This is a genomic window from Enterobacter sp. KB-221C9, from assembly GCF_041320715.1.
Taxonomy (GTDB): domain Bacteria; phylum Pseudomonadota; class Gammaproteobacteria; order Enterobacterales; family Enterobacteriaceae; genus Enterobacter; species Enterobacter asburiae_D.
This window is the reverse complement of sequence record NZ_JBGIWG010000009.1, coordinates 157,640-172,757: the sequence shown is the minus strand read 5'-3', so window position 1 is coordinate 172,757 and position 15,118 is coordinate 157,640. Positions and strand designations below refer to the sequence as shown.

Genomic DNA, 15,118 nt, shown 5'->3' with positions numbered 1-15,118 from the left:
GTGTTACACCTGCGGGAATATCAGCTCCAGTGCCTGAATTGAATCTTCCCAGTCGGCGCGTTCAAAAATGCCCTGTTGCAAAAATGCCTCCAGCTGCGGCCACAGGCTAATCGCTTTGTCGAGCATCGGGTCGCTGCCTTTGGCATACGCCCCCACGCTGACCAGATCGCGGTTGCGCTGGAAGCTGGAGAGGAGTTGTTTGAAGTTACGCACGCGGGCGTAGTGCTTCTCGGTTATCAGCGCCGTCATTGCGCGGCTGATAGAGGCTTCAATATCAATGGCCGGATAGTGCCCGGCTTCGGCCAGACGACGCGACAGCACGATATGACCGTCAAGGATCGCGCGCGCGGAGTCGGCAATCGGGTCCTGCTGGTCATCGCCTTCCGTCAGTACCGTATAGAACGCGGTGATGGATCCGCCGCCGCTGATGCCGTTCCCCGCGCGCTCAACCAGGGCAGGGAGCTTGGCAAAGACCGAAGGCGGGTAGCCTTTGGTCGCCGGTGGCTCACCGATGGCCAGCGCGATTTCACGCTGCGCCATCGCGTAGCGGGTCAGGGAATCCATGATCAGCAGCACGTGTTTGCCGCGGTCCCGGAAATCTTCGGCAATACGGGTGGCATACGCCGCACCCTGCATACGCAGCAGCGGCGACACGTCCGCCGGCGCGGCGATAACCACCGAACGGGCGCGGCCTTCCGCACCCAGAATGTTTTCAATAAAGTCTTTTACTTCACGACCACGTTCGCCAATCAGCCCCACGACGATCACATCGGCCTGGGTGTAGCGCGCCATCATGCCGAGCAGGACGGACTTGCCCACGCCTGACCCGGCGAACAGGCCCATACGCTGTCCACGTCCCACGGTCAGCAGGGCGTTAATCGGGCGCACGCCGGTGTCCAGCACGTGTTCGATAGGGGTACGCTGTAGGGGGTTGAACGGTTGGGTGATCAGCGCGCCGGTTTCGGTGGTGTCCGGGGAGGGCAGACCGTCGAGCGGTTTCCCGCTGCCGTCCAGCACGCGGCCCAGCAGGGCAGGGCCAAGCGGCAGCTGTTTCCCGCTTTGCAGCCCGTCGCCAGAAATGTTTTTGGCATAGACGCGCGCGCCGGGCAGAATGCCTTCCACCTCTTCAAGCGGCATCAGGAACAGACGCTGGCCGTTAAATCCAACCACTTCGCTTTCAACTTCACGCGTTTCCAGACCATCCTGACGCTCAATGACGCAGGTCGCGCCCAGCGGAAGCTGCAGGCCAGTGGCCTCCAGTACCAGACCGGTGGCGCGCGTCAGGCGTCCATAACGACGAACGGACGGCAGTTGCGCCATCTTCGTCTCAAAGTTGTCGAGCGTGGTGAGCCAGCGGGTGAGGCGCACAGTCATCAGACGACTCCCGGTGCCGCCAGGCGGCACAGTTCCTGCCAGCGGGTGGCAACGCTGGCATCCAGGTCACCTTCATCGGCAGAGACTTTGCAGCCGCCGTGATGTAGCGACGGGTCGCCGCGCAGACGCCAGCCGTGCAGGTTTAGCGTCGCCCCCAGGCTTTCTTCAACGCGCTGCAGATCGTCCGGGTGGACGCGCAGCTGAGGCTTCCCGCTGAACAGCGGCTCCTGCTGAAGCAGACCCTGAATTTGTTTGATCAGCGCAGTGTTATCCACCACGGGCGTCTGGCCGATAACCTGACGCGCGGCTTCCAGCGCCATCTGCATCAGTCGCGAGGCAATCACGCTGTCCAGCGCGTCCAGCGTGTGCTGAAACTCGCTGACCAGCTGCTGCATGCGGGCATGGATCGGCGCCTGCTGCTGGCGCGCCTGATCGATACCGTGCTCTAGCCCTTTTGACAGACCTTCCTGATACCCCAGCTCATGGCCTTTCTGCCGACCTTCGTTCAGACCGGCATTGTAGCCCTGCTCGTGCGCCTGCATTTGCAGCTGAGCCAGCATCTGTGCCTGCTGTTCCTCTTCGCTCAGCTCGGGCTGCTCGACGTCCGGATCGCGCTCCTCGGTCGGTATCACGGCTGGCGTGAACTCGGAAAGGGGAGGGGCCAGATCGTCCGGCGTCCAGCGCTTCCACGGCAGCTCATTAGACATAGGTGTCGTCTCCGCTGCCAATCACCATCTCGCCGGTTTCCGCCAGACGACGAACGATAAGCAGAATGGCTTTCTGTTCGTTTTCCACCTGAGACAGACGAACCGGGCCGCGGTTGGCAAGGTCGTCGCGCAGGATATCGGCCGCACGCTGAGACATGTTGCGCAGGAACTTCTCGCGCAGCGGCTGCTCGGCACCTTTGAGGGCGATAAGCAGCGACTCGGAATCCACTTCCTGGAGCAGGCGCTGGATGCTGCGGTCGTCCACTTCCACGAGGTTTTCGAACAGGAACATCTCGTCGATGATTTTTTGTGCCAGCTCGCCGTCGAATTCGCGAACCGCCGTAATGACGGCCTCTTCCTGCTGCGTTTTCATCAGGTTGATGATTTCCGCCGCCGTTCTCACGCCGCCCATTTTGCTGCGCTTGAGGTTCTGACCGTCGAGCAGGTTGTTCAGCACTTCGGTCAGCTCCGCCAGCGCGGCCGGCTGGACGCCGCCGAAGGTGGCGATACGCAGCATCACATCGTGGCGAAGGCGCTCTTCGAACAGCGCCAGAATATCGGCCGCCTGGCCACGTTTGAGGTGGACAAGGATGGTGGCGATAATCTGCGGGTGCTCGTCGCGAATAAGGTCGGCGGCACTCTGCGGTTCCATAAAGTTAAGCGTTTCGATACCGCTGGCGGTATCGCGCGTTTCCAGAATATCTTCCAGCAGGCTCGCAGCACGCTCCTCGCCCAGCGCCTTGACCAGCACGGAACGCAGGTAGTCGTTGGCGTTGACGTTGAGTGCGGCAAACTGTTCGGCTTCCTGTTCAAATTCCGACAGCACTTCGGTCAGCTGTTTATTGGAGATTTGACGCACGCTGGCCATGGCCGCACTGAGAATTTGCACTTCACGCTGGGAGAGGTGTTTAAACACCTCTGCCGCGCGATCTTCGCCAATGGTCATCAACAGGATGACGCTTTTATCGGTGCCCGTAAGCGTATTACTCATGTTCGTTACCCATCCACTGGCGGATGACCAGCGCCACGACGCGCGGATCGTTATCTGACATTTCGCGAATGCGCTGGCTCATAACCTCAGCGCCCATGCGCTGGTTAGCACGACGCTGCTGCATCTGTTCATCTTTACTGAGGCGAACTTCAACCGCTTCTTCCGTTTCCTGGCGCGTAGACATCTGTTCGCGAGCCGCTTTTTCGGCTTCAGCACGACGCTGAAGCTGCGGACGAACGCCCTTACGCCACAGCAGCCACGCGACAATCAGCACCAGCAGCCAGCGTCCTGCGGACATCAGCTGATCGATAAACGCCTGCTGTTGCCAGAACGGCAGTTCACCGCCGGTCTCTTCAACCGAGTTGAACGGTGAGTTCACCACATTGAGGGTATCGCCGCGCTTCTCGGAGTAACCCATCGCTTCACGGGTCAGGTTTTCAATCTGCTTCATCTGCTCGGCGGTCAGCGGCAGCGGTTTGCCATCCGCCAGCGTTTTGTAGTTCACCACCACAGCAACAGACAGACGCTGAATATCGCCCACGTTCAGTTTAGTGTGGCGAATGGTCCGATCCACTTCGTAGTTCGTGGTTTCGTTACGACTGCTGGTGCGCGGACCGGTGTTATTGGCCGTCGAGGTGGTTTGCTGATTTTGCTGACCGTTCTGCTGATTGGCCGGAGGCGTCGAAATCGGCGCCGCGTTAGCCGGGGCCGGTTGGTTAGACAGCGCGCCCGGCACGCCGCCCGGGTACGCACCGCCGACCTGCTCGTTCGAATTGATCTGGCGTGAACGCATCACCGCCTGAGCCGCATCGCCGTTCGGGCTGTATTGTTCTTCAGTCTGTTCTTTATTCGCGAAGTCGATCTGCGCGGTAACCTGCGCGTGCACGTTGCTGTTACCCACGACCGGGCCGAGGATGGCTTCAATACGGCGCTGGAGGCGGTTTTCGACATCGGAGGCATACTTCAGCTGCGCATCATTCAGATCGCGACCGGCAGTATTGGATTGCGTCAGCAGGTGACCGCTTTGGTCAACCAGCGTCACATTACCCGGCGGCAGGCCGGCGACGGCGCTGGAGACGAGGTGCGTCACCGCGCTGATTTGCCCTTCGTCCAGCGCGCGGCCAGGTTGGAGGTTCACGGTAACGGAAGCCGAAGGTGATTTCTGTTCACGGACAAATAAAGAAGGTTTAGGCATCGCCAGGTGCACGCGGGCACTCTTCACCGGGCCTAATGTTTCAATGGTGCGGGCCAGTTCACCTTCCAGCGCACGCTGGTAGTTCACCTGCTCGCTGAACTGGCTGATACCGAATTTTTCCTGATCCAGCAGCTCAAAGCCCACCGCGCCGCCTTTTGGCAGCCCCTGCTGAGCCAGACGCAGACGCAGTTCGTGCACCTTATCTGCCGGTACCTCAAGCGCACCGCCATTATCGGCAAAGCGATAAGGGATGTTCATCTGGGTAAGCTGGGTGACGATGGCGCCGCCATCCTGATCGGAAAGGTTACTGTAGAGCGTCCGGTAATCAGGGCTTTTCGCCCACAGGACCATCGCTACAAGGATCGCAATTGCGGCAGCGCCTGCCACGATCAACGGGATTTTAGGATTCGCGCGAAGGCGGTTCATCCACTCGAGTGATTTATTCTGCGGCGCTGTCGATGCTGTTGCACTCATTGCGCACCTCTTAAATCCTGGTGGTTTACGTTATTCGTGTAGAGAAACAAAACTGACTCCCGGGTCGGCAAACACGACAAAAGTTCCATATTGATGGCCCTGCCATTATTTGATGATTCGTGATTTTCTATGCGTCAAATAACCTGGTTTTTTCATGCTATTTACCGCCATTATCTTATTGACAAGCTGTTAGTCTTGACCGCGTAAAAAACCATCCAGGGGAGAGTCATGGCTATACAGGGCATTGAAGGGGTAATCAGTCAGTTGCAGGCAACGGCGATGACGGCCCGTAATCAGAATGTGGCAGATCAGCAGCCGAGCATCAGCTTCGCAGGGCAACTGCATGCCGCTCTTGACCGTATCAGTGATACCCAGACCGCAGCGCGCACTCAGGCTGAGAAATTCACCCTCGGTGAGCCGGGCGTGGCGCTGAATGATGTGATGACCGATTTGCAAAAAGCCTCGGTTTCCCTGCAGATGGGGATCCAGGTGCGTAACAAGCTGGTGTCGGCGTATCAGGAAGTGATGGGGATGCAGGTTTAGGCTATTTAACCTAATGATATTCGGAGTTAATAACCATTCGATCCCACGGTGTGGGGCATGGATGGAGAAAACTCACTAGAGAATCCCGGCACGGCCATTACGTGATGCGATCTGCGAGTTGAACACGAATGTGCACGGATGCACATCGGTACGGTCATACTCGCGCAGTTTTACCTCAACCTGTTACTGCTTACCCCAGGCGAGTTAGTTGCACCTAAGCATGGCGAATCGGTGTTTTTTTGCCTTGTCTTCAGAGTAAGATAACCGGTGAGCAATTCCTTTCTGACATTCAACAGGTCTACCTGCGTCAACGTAGAAACCAGCCTGTCTCCGCCAATCAAAATATTTCTGATAATCTTTTTGCTATAACAATTACTTCTTTGAGTGAATCAATATCACTCTCTCCTTTAACATCCTGCTAGAGATCCGCTACGGAGAAAATATAACCATCTTCAGTTTTTTAATATTTAGTCTGGCCTGATTTTACACAAGATTATTATCGCTAACAGTCGAAAGGAAGCGGAACGTGAAATCTCCTGTTTTAAATTTGAAGGACTTAATTCAGATATCATCAACTTACCGCCAAGCCCGAGCTAATCACCAATGTTTCTCCTGTTCTCCAGCGTATACTCTGGCCAGTTTTTCTACCATTTGCATTAATCACTTATGCCAAGCAATTGTTTTATCGTGTCTATCAACTCAAACTTAGCCCACAACTTTATTGCGTAATTTACACTCTCTTTGTACCATTTCGTATTCATAACCCAAGATAAACTGCACTACGGACAAAAAATGCGCAATAACGCACTGGATGCGGCCAAACTGTTGGCCTGTTTCTTCATCATAGTCGTTCACGTGGGTAACTACCCGGAGTTACCTCAGCCTTTTGGTGAACTTTTCAGGGCATCTTCAAGATGGGCGCTTCCTTTCTTTTTTCTCGCCTCCGGTTACCTTATGGGAGCTTCTGCACATGAGGATCTTGGCAAAAAGATCAACAAGCTTGTAAGTATTCTTTTCTGGTCATCAGTTCTCTATATACCGATCCTTTATAGAATGGTTCAAGGTGACATTTGGCGGGTAGCCGGGAAAGTGCTATCCAATGATACGTTGCATGGCGGAACTTTCTTCCATTTATGGTTTATTAATGCACTCATTCTTGGTGTAATATTGACCAACTACTTTATTAAAAATTGTAGCGTAAAGTTTTCTTTATTCTCCTCAGTAGCAATTTTATTAGCTTGCTGGTATGGAGATCTTGCAAAGTCACTCCATTATGATATCTATATTTTCTACGCATTGAGAACATTAATAGCCTTTTCACTTGTTTATCTTGGTTATTACTTTGCTAAGAACAATGTCCTAAATAGAATTTCAAACAGCGTTGCAGTATCTATCATCATTTTGGGTATTGTATTGATGGTTGGTGAAGTATATGTGCTCGGCAAAATATATAACGCTGACATGATTGAAAGACAATTCCCTTTGTTTGCAACCCCAGTATGCATAGCACTGCTCAGCCTATGCGTAAATACGAAAATTGACGAAAATATTTTCTCAAAAATTGGTAGGGATTATTCCCTCGGTGTGTATCTCTTACACCCTTTGATACTCTATATTCTCATGCATGATGTTGGTCAGTATATTGCTAACAACTCTATGCTAAAGTTAATAATTAGCTTTATTTTATCAATTGCTGTACTCATGGTAGCTAAGACAACTTTACCGATAACATACCGAAAACTGAATGGAATCAGTGTGAAGTAAATAACAACGAAGGCAGTTCAGATAGGTTTTTCTACCGCTTAAGCTTAGCGTAAGCGGTAGCATATCGAGCAGTACTGGGGCGTTAACTTGATCAGTGCCGATTAGAGTGTAAATTGCGCCCCATACGGGGCGCAATCCTAAAAATTAATATCGAACTGTTTGTTCTTTTCTCTGTCTGGCTGAATTTTAATGCTTATGTTTCTATCTATTACACCATTTGATTTTAATGTCCATGATATCTCCCTGCCTCTTGTTACTGGAATAGGCCAGTTATCTGCATCCTTACTAAATGGAACGTACAGTATCATTTCTCTTTTGTTTTCAGCTACTGCATTTTCAACCTGCGTTATCATATCCTGAGTAACGGCATTAGCTTTCTTGTAAGTAAGGCCATTATTCTGCGGATCTTTTAATGAATGGTTTTGACTTGTACAGGCGTTAACAAGTATCAATAATACAATAGGTGTTAAGTAAACAGAAGAATTATGTTCCAGTAATGATGCAATGCCAAATGAAGAAAGCACAATCATATACATAAGAACGCCCCACATAACGACAGGTTTTCCGATGTATCCTGGGCTTGCTTTAGCACTAATCATTACTAACGCAATGAAGATGATAACCAAGGAGATCAATGATATTACAACGACTTTGCATTTATTGGTTTGATTCTTGATGCTAGAGGTGCAGGAAATAGCACAAGCTATCATCCCCACAGCAATAACAACTATAAACACTCCACTCATTTGAGAAAGAAGGTCAGCTGCATTGAGTATAGAACCTGCAATATCAAGAGATGATTTGCCCATTCTTTCAGCGCGGCCGCCGTTTGCTTCAAAGACAGTAGAGATAAACCACAGAACTAAAACAATTACATGCAGTGGATATGATTTAACTGTGCTAACAATTTTGAATCTGGACTTAATTAATTCAATAAGAATGACTGATCCGCATGTTACAGCCAGAATGACACTCGAAAAAATATTTGAAAAGATAGCAAGATAAATTGAAAAAATGATAAAACCAGAAATGACAGGGCTTGTCATCAGAATTGATTTTAACTCTTTGCCTTTTCTAAGAAAATATAGCGTGACTGCTCCATTGATCAGCGCCGGAAGCAGGTAATGGTAATAGCATGTTATGTTTTGCTCCCAAAGCATAAATGTGCTTTTGCTGTCGTTCAGAGTCCTGAATAGCCCAAACAAGCACAAATAGTGAAAGATGGATACGACTATCCCAGAATGCAGTGAACAGCCCATTACTTCAATAGCAAAAAGATAGAACTGCCTTAAATAGACAACAACCATAACCGCAACTAACGCAGCAGTGAAAAATGTAACAGACTCAAGAAATGTTAGGCCAAGCGGCATCAGCGTAAAGGACGCGGCGTTGATCAGCAGTGGGAAAGATACCTCAGGAACAACTTTAATTGGGTTAAAACCATGCCATTCAGGCCATGCTTTGCGCCCCAATGAAAGGTTATACCACTCATCTCCAGTAAAAATGGTAGTTGGATGAATGAAACCGAAAAACACAAAAACAGATGCAAAAACAAACAGATAGAATATTACATCAGCTTTTTCTCGAATAAATCCTTTCTCTTCAGCCATAACGCCTCCTAAAATCACTTTTTCAAAACATACCGAGGGCGATTTTTGACCTCAATATAAATCCTGCCAATGTATTCCCCAAGAACGCCGATCCCAATCAACTGCACTCCGCCAAGGAAAAGTATTGAAACTAATATAGACGGGTAACCACGAACAGGATTACCAAACGCTAGGGTGTCGATAATCATCCATGAACCATAGACAAATGCTATTCCAGCAACGAATAATCCTATGTAAGACCACATGCGTAGCGGGAAAGTAGAGAAACTTGTAATCCCTTCTAGAGCCAGATTCCAAAGTTTCCAACCATTAAATTTTGAACTACCAGCAACACGTTCCGCTCTGAAATATTCTATTACGTCAGTTTTACCACCGACCCAGCTCAGTACGCCTTTCATAAATAAATTCCGCTCAGGAAGCTTTTTGATGTTCTCAACAACTTCTCGAGACATCAGACGGAAATCACCGACGTTCTCTTCAATTTGTGGTGTACTGATTTTATTATGCAGTTTATAGAACCACTCGGCAGTCTTGCGCTTCAATCTGCCATCAGTAGAACGATCTGAGCGCTTTGCCAGAACCATATCAGCCCCAGCCTGCCACTTATCTATCAGGTGAGGAATAACTTCAATCGGATCCTGAAGGTCGACGTCAATCGGGATAATTGCTTCGCCAGACGCATGATCAAGCCCGGCGAACAATGCAGGCTCTTTGCCAAAGTTTCTTGTGAATGACAATGGCACGACAAGCGGGTCAGCAATTGAAAGCGCTTTTATAATTGATTCTGTCGCATCTTTACTGCCATCATTTATGAAGACTATTTCCACATCATATTGCTGCAGCGCTTCGAATTCCCGCACGGTTTTGTAGAAGATTGGAATAGCTTCCTCTTCATTAAAGACAGGTACGACCAGAGAAATTTTCATTTCGCATCCCTAAAGACAATGAATTTTGAGTATATAAAACCGGCAATCAGACTGAATCCTGAGAACGTTACCAATGTAACAAGAGGCGGCGCGCTAATCGCATCAGCGATGTATCCAGTCATTCCAGCCATTATTCCCATGAACGTGACGAACGCAATATAGCGCCCTGATGTTACCTGTGATTTGAACGTCCATCTTGCGTTAGCGAAGAAACTAAACGTAACCGCAATGAAGAATGCGATCACGTTTGCAACAGCCTGCGTAGCTTCAAAGAAATGAAGAAGCGCGCCGAAGCATACCCAGTGCAGAGCAGTGTTAATCACGCCTATTGAAATGTAGCGACTAAATAATTTTAACATCATTAAAATCAGTCAATTCTGAAAGGACGGAAGTTTAGCATTAGATGATCACTTGATCGACCCTCAATATTGACGATGCTGTGTACGTATACAGTAAATTGGCGGGGTGAAACATTGCTCATCTGGTTTTGCGGTCGTCAGCAGCGTGCGTGCCTGGAGGGGGAAGCGCTCATCACTGATGATGGTGAGGCCATTGAAGGAGATGCGCTTGGTAACATTCGCCTGGTTGGTGTAGTTACGCATAGCATTCACCCGGTTTCTACGGACGAAAACCCTTTCATGTAGTTTTCAAATTGAGCAATCACATCGTTTCCATTCAAAATTTACAAACCAAACAAACCCAACAGCGATAGAAGCTTAGAAGCGGCGACAATTTAGCCGCGACAGATAAATTGACAATCTTGATCAGTACCTCAGTTAAAATTTTGTATATAAAAACAGTGTTCGAGGCATGCATCATGGAGTTCTTCAGGCCAGCTGAATTACGTGAAACTATTGCTCTCTGTGATGTGAATTCGTTCTACGTATCATGCGAGACGGTGTTCAAGCCAGAATTGAGAGGGTAACCGGTTGTCGTTCTCTCGAGCTCTTCAGCTTCATCGCCTCGTTCGAACGGCATGCTGCCCATCGCTGCCATGAATATTGGCCGTCAGACCGGCCATGCTGCCAGAGAGGCTTGAGCATTCGGCTGGTGGCTGCGGTTTCGTCGCGCGCATTAATCAGTGGCGATTTATCCCAACACCCAGGCGCAGGCGCGTAACCTCTGAAACAGGATCGAGGTGCAGCTGAAATCGGTTACGTTGATAGCGTGTCTGCATTAAACAGTAGCTCATCCAGTACATCTGGCATTCTTAACCGTATTAAAGGCAAATTCACGGCCAACGGGCAAAAGAAGACATTCTCATTCTTCATGGATTGCGAATACGCGAAAGTCAGTATCGTAGGTATGTTTGTTGGCTTAAAGATTAGTCTCTGCGAGCCACTTGCACCGTCTAATGAAAATGACATAAGAAATAATCAGTCCTTGAACAAATCTGTTGTGAAGTCAAACACAGCCAAAAATATCATTGAGACTCCACCATACCCGGTGGCAACAGGAAGGGCTCAAGCTTCGTCTGGTGAGCTTACTTACATAGGCCGTCTTGTTGGTCGCGGATGGAGGACCGTCTCCTTTACCGCTGTGGATACAAGTCAAAATCCGGCTTTACAGCTTTTGCATATCAAACCATGTGGGGTAGATCAGGTAAGCAGCACCGGGCAGCAGCAATAATGACGCATTGCAGCCTGTATCTGTGACCTTTGCCTATACTCCGTATGATGAAATTACAGGATATGTAAATCCGCCGTTGGATGGGTTTCAGGCATCTCCATCTGATTCAGGGCTGATTCGGATTAACTTTGGCACAACGCCAGCCTCCTTCTACAACTACATTCTTTCTGTGCAAAAAATTGGTTCTGCATCAACAGGAATATAAGCAAAACAGGTGTATACCGTTTAATGAAGAGTTGCGGGATGCTACACTGCGTGGAATATCACGACCCACAACGAGCTAAATGAATGGAGCAACAGGACGTTTTACTTAACCTTTTAATGGTTGCGGGTGTAGCCATCCTCTTCGTGACTGTGGCGTATAGAATCACCGGGAAATGCTTCTCTGAAGAGGTAGCTGATAATGGGCGCTATGAATCGCTTGACGGGTTAAGAGGGCTTGCGGCTTTGTCAGTCGCTATCCACCATTCTTTTTTCTTTTTCGGCTACGCAAAGTATGGGAAATGGACAATTGATTATATAGGTGGAGGGTATCCTCAAATAATCATCGACTATCTGGGGAAGGGAAGCGTCTCAGTTTTCTTCATGATTACGGCATTTTTGTTCTGGGGTAAGATACTAGGTAATTCTGATGCTGTTAATTGGCGGGGGTTTTACATTAAGAGGTTCTTTAGGATAGTTCCTCTGTATCTCGTTACGGTATGCCTCTCTATTGCCTACGTTATAGCCACAATAAAAACACCATTCACATTGTTCCCCTACATCAGAGACTCCTTTTACTGGCTTACGTTTGATTTCTTTGGTACGCCGAATATCAACGGATATCCATTAAGTAAAAGCATAGTTGCTGGGGTTTTTTGGACTCTATCATATGAGTGGATGTTTTATTTCATGCTCCCGGTGCTGTCAGTCTTTGCGGTTTCCAAAAAGTCATCTTCTCTACTGTTATGGTTGATGTTTGGCGTAATGGCATTTATCTACTGGTTTGGTATTGGAATTAACAGATGGGCACAGGCTCATGTTCTCTGCTTCATCATAGGTGCAGCATGTGCTCACATGTATAAATTCTATCCAGCCTTAATTATCAGGCTCAAATCACCGGCATTCTCTGTTATTGCTGTTGCGTCTCTTGGTGTTTGTGTTTATGGTTTTGATGCACCTTATTCACACATACCAACGATCTTAATTGGAATTACATTCTTTATCGTATCATGTGGGAATTGCATATTTGGTGTTTTAAGGCTTAAAACTATGAAAATGCTAGGGGCAATAAGCTTCAGCGTGTACTTGCTGCATGGTATTACTTATACAGTTCTGTTTTCAACTATGATTAAGTCTGGATTTTCATTTCATGTCGCGATCGCGATTACCATACCAGTGATAATAGCGTTAAGTACTATTTCCTATCTCTTTATCGAGAGAAAGTTTATATCTAAAGGACAGATGGTTACTGGAAAAGCACCAGCAAGCGCCCTGTGACATAAACCCGCCTCGGCGGGTTTATTGTTGATGTCAGTTGATCTCTTCATGCACACATTTGAACTGTATATACATGCAGTATTTATTTGAAGTGTATCAGAGAATTTCCATCGCCAGCTACAGACTACATTGAAGAGGTACTGACCATCGATTCTCTGTGTGGCATCGACGGCAACTGCCGGGTGATTGAAACGCCATGGCCAGGCGCTGATAACGGAAGAGAGTGAGGCGATAGAGGGGGATGCTCTGGACGATGTGAAAGTGCACGGCGTTCTCACGCACACTCTGAACAGGACAAGCGATGACAGGGAAATTGTTTGATGTGGATGCAGGTTTAAGACCTGTCGATCTTCGCTGGCAGCCGCAGCGCTTTAATGCCACAATATTTTTTTCTTCGAATGCAGGAAAGATGATGAAAAAAATAGCAATTGCTGGCGCGCTGCTGGCACTGACCGGGTGCGTTCAGGTCGATAACTATAACGACGTGATCAAGCATCCTGTCCCGGCGCATCTGGCGGGATACTGGCAGTCGAAAGGGCCGCAGAGCAACATGGTCAGCCCGAAGGCGATTGCCACGCTGGTGGTGACGGAGGAGGGCGATACGCTGGACTGCCGTCAGTGGCAGCGCGTGATTGCCGTGCCGGGTAAAATCATGCTGCGTTCAGACAGTTATTACAACGTAACGCGTAAACTCGATATCTATCCGCTGGAGCGCGATGGATCCGTGCTTGAGTACGACGGGCTGGAGCTGCAGAAGGTCGACCGCCCAACGGTTGAGTGCGCGGATTACCTGAGCAAGAATCCGCTGGAGAGTAAGCTTCCGTAGCCGTTTGTTGCCGGGTGGCGGCTTCGCCTGACCCGGCCTACAAAAGTACCGTCCTGTAGGCCGGGTAAGCGTCAGCGCCACCCGGCATTGTTTCTAGAGCGCATCCTCTATTACCCAAACGCTGACGCTCCCCCCGTTACAGGTAAACGTCCCTTCGCCATCCGCCGCCGTGGTGATGGTTTCTTCGCGATTGCCGAGAAAATCGCGCCACGTTTTGTTGCCGTAGTTTTCCCCCAGGCAAATCACCTTTTCACCGTCGTCGCCGTTCGACAGCACCACCACGCAGCCGGGATCGTCTTCCGTGCCGCTGCGGCTGAAGGCGATGCAGTTAGGATGGTCGAAAAACAGCGTCTGCACGCCGTGGGCAAAACGCTGGCGTGCGAGGATCAGCTCGTGAAGCTGCTCAATGACCGGCATATCAATATGGTACGTTTCACCGTCTCCTCCCGTGTCGTCATAGCTGGCGCCGAAGAGATCCGGATAAAAGACGCTCGGTACGCCATTCTCCCGCAGCAGGATCAGCGCGTAGGCCAGCGGCTTGAACCAGGCTTCGACCGGCGCTTCGAGCGCCTGCAAAGGCTGGGTGTCATGGTTCGCGACGAGGGTGACCGCATGAAACGGATCGGCTTCCACCAGGGTACCGGTGAAGATTTGGCTCATGTCGTAATCCCGGCCCTGACGTGACGCCTCGTGGAATTTCATCTGCAGGGGGGCATCAAACAGCATGGTTTTGCCTTCAACCTGGTCAATATAGGCCTGAAGTTTATCCACCTCGTGGGACCAGTATTCCGCCACGATAAACAGCGGCTGGTCGGCGACTTCCTGGACGTGCTCAATCCACTCTTTGTAAAACCAGGCGGGAATGTGTTTCACCGCGTCCAGACGAAAACCGTCGCAGCGCGTCTGTTCCATGACCCAGCGGGCCCAGTATTTTATCTCCTCGGTCACGGCGTGATTGCGAAAGTCGATATTTTCGCCCATCAGGTAATCGAAGTTACCCATCTCATCATCAACCTGATCGTTCCAGCCTTCGCCGGTGTAGTCGTTGACGATTTTAAAGATGCCGTCTTCATCGGGGTTTTCAATATGGTCGACGCCGCTGAAGCATTTGTAATCCCAAATGAACTGCGAATACTGCCCGGCCCGGACGGGGAAGGTGTAGCGAGTCCAGGCTTCGCACTCGATGACCTCGTCATCAATTTGCGTGCGGTCCTGTTCGTTCACGCGCTGAACGCGGACAGACTCCTTCTCATCGGCGCCCATTTTGTGGTTGACCACCACGTCCAGCAGCACGGCAATTTCGTTACTTTTGAGGGCGTCGATGGCCTCCAGCAGCTGCGCTTTGTCGCCGTATTTCGTGGCAATACTGCCTTTCTGGTCAAACTCGCCGAGATCGAACAGGTCATAGGAGTCATAGCCAACAGAATACCCGCCGGAAGCACCTTTATAGGCGGGCGGCAGCCAGATCATGTTGATGCCGATTTCATTAAGATTGGGAGCTAACGCCGTGACCTCTCGCCACAATTCACCGCCAGCAGGGTAATACCAGTGAAAACATTGTAACAGGGTGGGGTTTTTCATCATCCTTGCTCCAGAAGCC

Annotated in this window: 14 protein-coding genes and 2 pseudogenes; 6 read left to right on the top strand and 10 right to left on the bottom strand. The window is 49.9% G+C overall.

Annotated elements, in window-relative coordinates; genetic code table 11:
• Positions 1–3: 3 nt before the first annotated feature.
• From fliI to fliF, 4 genes are read right to left on the bottom strand one after another with little or no spacing between them, the layout of a single operon-like run.
• Complete coding sequence (fliI, locus tag AB8846_RS15295) at positions 4–1,374, bottom strand: flagellar protein export ATPase FliI (RefSeq protein ID WP_370733063.1); 1,371 nt, start codon at positions 1,372–1,374, stop codon at positions 4–6.
• On the bottom strand, positions 1,374–2,081 hold the full coding sequence (gene fliH / locus AB8846_RS15290) for a flagellar assembly protein FliH (RefSeq protein WP_331412001.1): 708 nt from the start codon (positions 2,079–2,081) through the stop codon (positions 1,374–1,376). The genes fliI and fliH overlap by 1 nt, the downstream gene beginning before the upstream one ends.
• Positions 2,074–3,072, bottom strand: coding sequence for a flagellar motor switch protein FliG (fliG, locus tag AB8846_RS15285; protein WP_063143657.1), 999 nt, complete (start codon positions 3,070–3,072; stop codon positions 2,074–2,076). Before fliG ends, fliH begins: the two co-directional genes overlap by 8 nt.
• Positions 3,065–4,741: a flagellar basal-body MS-ring/collar protein FliF gene (fliF, locus tag AB8846_RS15280; RefSeq protein WP_063143658.1), complete on the bottom strand. Its 1,677-nt coding sequence runs from the start codon at positions 4,739–4,741 to the stop codon at positions 3,065–3,067. Before fliF ends, fliG begins: the two co-directional genes overlap by 8 nt.
• Positions 4,742–4,969: 228 nt before the next feature.
• On the opposite strand from fliF, the gene fliE reads away from it, so the two are divergent.
• Together fliE and AB8846_RS15270 are read left to right on the top strand one after the other, a co-directional pair.
• Complete coding sequence (gene fliE / locus AB8846_RS15275; protein WP_008500329.1) at positions 4,970–5,284, top strand: flagellar hook-basal body complex protein FliE; 315 nt, start codon at positions 4,970–4,972, stop codon at positions 5,282–5,284.
• Positions 5,285–6,076: 792 nt separating this feature from the next.
• Positions 6,077–7,048 (top strand): acyltransferase, encoded by a 972-nt coding sequence (locus AB8846_RS15270; RefSeq protein ID WP_370733062.1) that lies wholly within the window; start codon positions 6,077–6,079, stop codon positions 7,046–7,048.
• Between the two features lie 137 nt (positions 7,049–7,185).
• Here AB8846_RS15270 and AB8846_RS15265 read toward each other — a convergent pair whose 3' ends face one another.
• The 5 genes and pseudogenes from AB8846_RS15265 to AB8846_RS15245 all read right to left on the bottom strand — a co-directional run.
• Complete coding sequence (locus AB8846_RS15265) at positions 7,186–8,658, bottom strand: hypothetical protein (protein WP_370733061.1); 1,473 nt, start codon at positions 8,656–8,658, stop codon at positions 7,186–7,188.
• 14 nt (positions 8,659–8,672) lie between these two features.
• The gene (locus AB8846_RS15260) at positions 8,673–9,584 is read right to left on the bottom strand and encodes a glycosyltransferase family 2 protein (protein ID WP_370733060.1); all 912 of its coding nucleotides are present in this window, start codon (positions 9,582–9,584) and stop codon (positions 8,673–8,675) included.
• Positions 9,581–9,943 (bottom strand): GtrA family protein, encoded by a 363-nt coding sequence (locus AB8846_RS15255; protein ID WP_370733073.1) that lies wholly within the window; start codon positions 9,941–9,943, stop codon positions 9,581–9,583. Before AB8846_RS15255 ends, AB8846_RS15260 begins: the two co-directional genes overlap by 4 nt.
• 63 nt (positions 9,944–10,006) lie before the next feature.
• Positions 10,007–10,186 (bottom strand): hypothetical protein, encoded by a 180-nt coding sequence (locus AB8846_RS15250; protein ID WP_370733059.1) that lies wholly within the window; start codon positions 10,184–10,186, stop codon positions 10,007–10,009.
• Positions 10,187–10,532: 346 nt separating this feature from the next.
• Positions 10,533–10,728 (bottom strand): annotated as a pseudogene (locus AB8846_RS15245) (SOS response-associated peptidase); the annotation flags it as partial.
• A 23-nt stretch (positions 10,729–10,751) separates the two neighbouring features.
• On the opposite strand from AB8846_RS15245, the gene AB8846_RS15240 reads away from it, so the two are divergent.
• The 4 genes and pseudogenes from AB8846_RS15240 to yedD all read left to right on the top strand — a co-directional run bounded on the left by AB8846_RS15240 (position 10,752) and on the right by yedD (position 13,518).
• Positions 10,752–11,213, top strand: a complete 462-nt coding sequence (locus AB8846_RS15240; RefSeq protein ID WP_370733074.1) for a hypothetical protein — start codon at positions 10,752–10,754, stop codon at positions 11,211–11,213.
• A 288-nt stretch (positions 11,214–11,501) separates the two neighbouring features.
• Positions 11,502–12,692, top strand: a complete 1,191-nt coding sequence (locus AB8846_RS15235; RefSeq protein ID WP_370733058.1) for an acyltransferase family protein — start codon at positions 11,502–11,504, stop codon at positions 12,690–12,692.
• A 95-nt stretch (positions 12,693–12,787) separates the two neighbouring features.
• Positions 12,788–13,013, top strand: a pseudogene (locus tag AB8846_RS15230) (hypothetical protein).
• A gap of 91 nt (positions 13,014–13,104) precedes the next feature.
• Positions 13,105–13,518, top strand: a complete 414-nt coding sequence (yedD, locus tag AB8846_RS15225) for a lipoprotein YedD (protein ID WP_023336171.1) — start codon at positions 13,105–13,107, stop codon at positions 13,516–13,518.
• A gap of 93 nt (positions 13,519–13,611) precedes the next feature.
• Here yedD and amyA read toward each other — a convergent pair whose 3' ends face one another.
• Complete coding sequence (amyA, locus tag AB8846_RS15220; RefSeq protein WP_370733072.1) at positions 13,612–15,099, bottom strand: alpha-amylase; 1,488 nt, start codon at positions 15,097–15,099, stop codon at positions 13,612–13,614.
• Positions 15,100–15,118 lie beyond the last annotated feature (19 nt).

Bases quoted from the DNA above. Each gene is read 5' to 3' on its own strand.
- AB8846_RS15270 (WP_370733062.1), top strand. From the start codon at position 6,077: ATGCGCAATAACGCACTGGATGCGGCCAAACTGTTGGCCTGTTTCTTC.
- fliF (WP_063143658.1), bottom strand. From the start codon at position 4,741: ATGAGTGCAACAGCATCGACAGCGCCGCAGAATAAATCACTCGAGTGG.
- AB8846_RS15250 (WP_370733059.1), bottom strand. From the start codon at position 10,186: ATGCGTAACTACACCAACCAGGCGAATGTTACCAAGCGCATCTCCTTC.
- amyA (WP_370733072.1), bottom strand. From the start codon at position 15,099: ATGAAAAACCCCACCCTGTTACAATGTTTTCACTGGTATTACCCTGCT.
- fliE (WP_008500329.1), top strand. From the start codon at position 4,970: ATGGCTATACAGGGCATTGAAGGGGTAATCAGTCAGTTGCAGGCAACG.
- AB8846_RS15265 (WP_370733061.1), bottom strand. From the start codon at position 8,658: ATGGCTGAAGAGAAAGGATTTATTCGAGAAAAAGCTGATGTAATATTC.
- fliI (WP_370733063.1), bottom strand. From the start codon at position 1,374: ATGACTGTGCGCCTCACCCGCTGGCTCACCACGCTCGACAACTTTGAG.
- yedD (WP_023336171.1), top strand. From the start codon at position 13,105: ATGAAAAAAATAGCAATTGCTGGCGCGCTGCTGGCACTGACCGGGTGC.
- AB8846_RS15260 (WP_370733060.1), bottom strand. From the start codon at position 9,584: ATGAAAATTTCTCTGGTCGTACCTGTCTTTAATGAAGAGGAAGCTATT.
- AB8846_RS15255 (WP_370733073.1), bottom strand. From the start codon at position 9,943: ATGTTAAAATTATTTAGTCGCTACATTTCAATAGGCGTGATTAACACT.
- AB8846_RS15235 (WP_370733058.1), top strand. From the start codon at position 11,502: ATGGAGCAACAGGACGTTTTACTTAACCTTTTAATGGTTGCGGGTGTA.
- fliG (WP_063143657.1), bottom strand. From the start codon at position 3,072: ATGAGTAATACGCTTACGGGCACCGATAAAAGCGTCATCCTGTTGATG.
- fliH (WP_331412001.1), bottom strand. From the start codon at position 2,081: ATGTCTAATGAGCTGCCGTGGAAGCGCTGGACGCCGGACGATCTGGCC.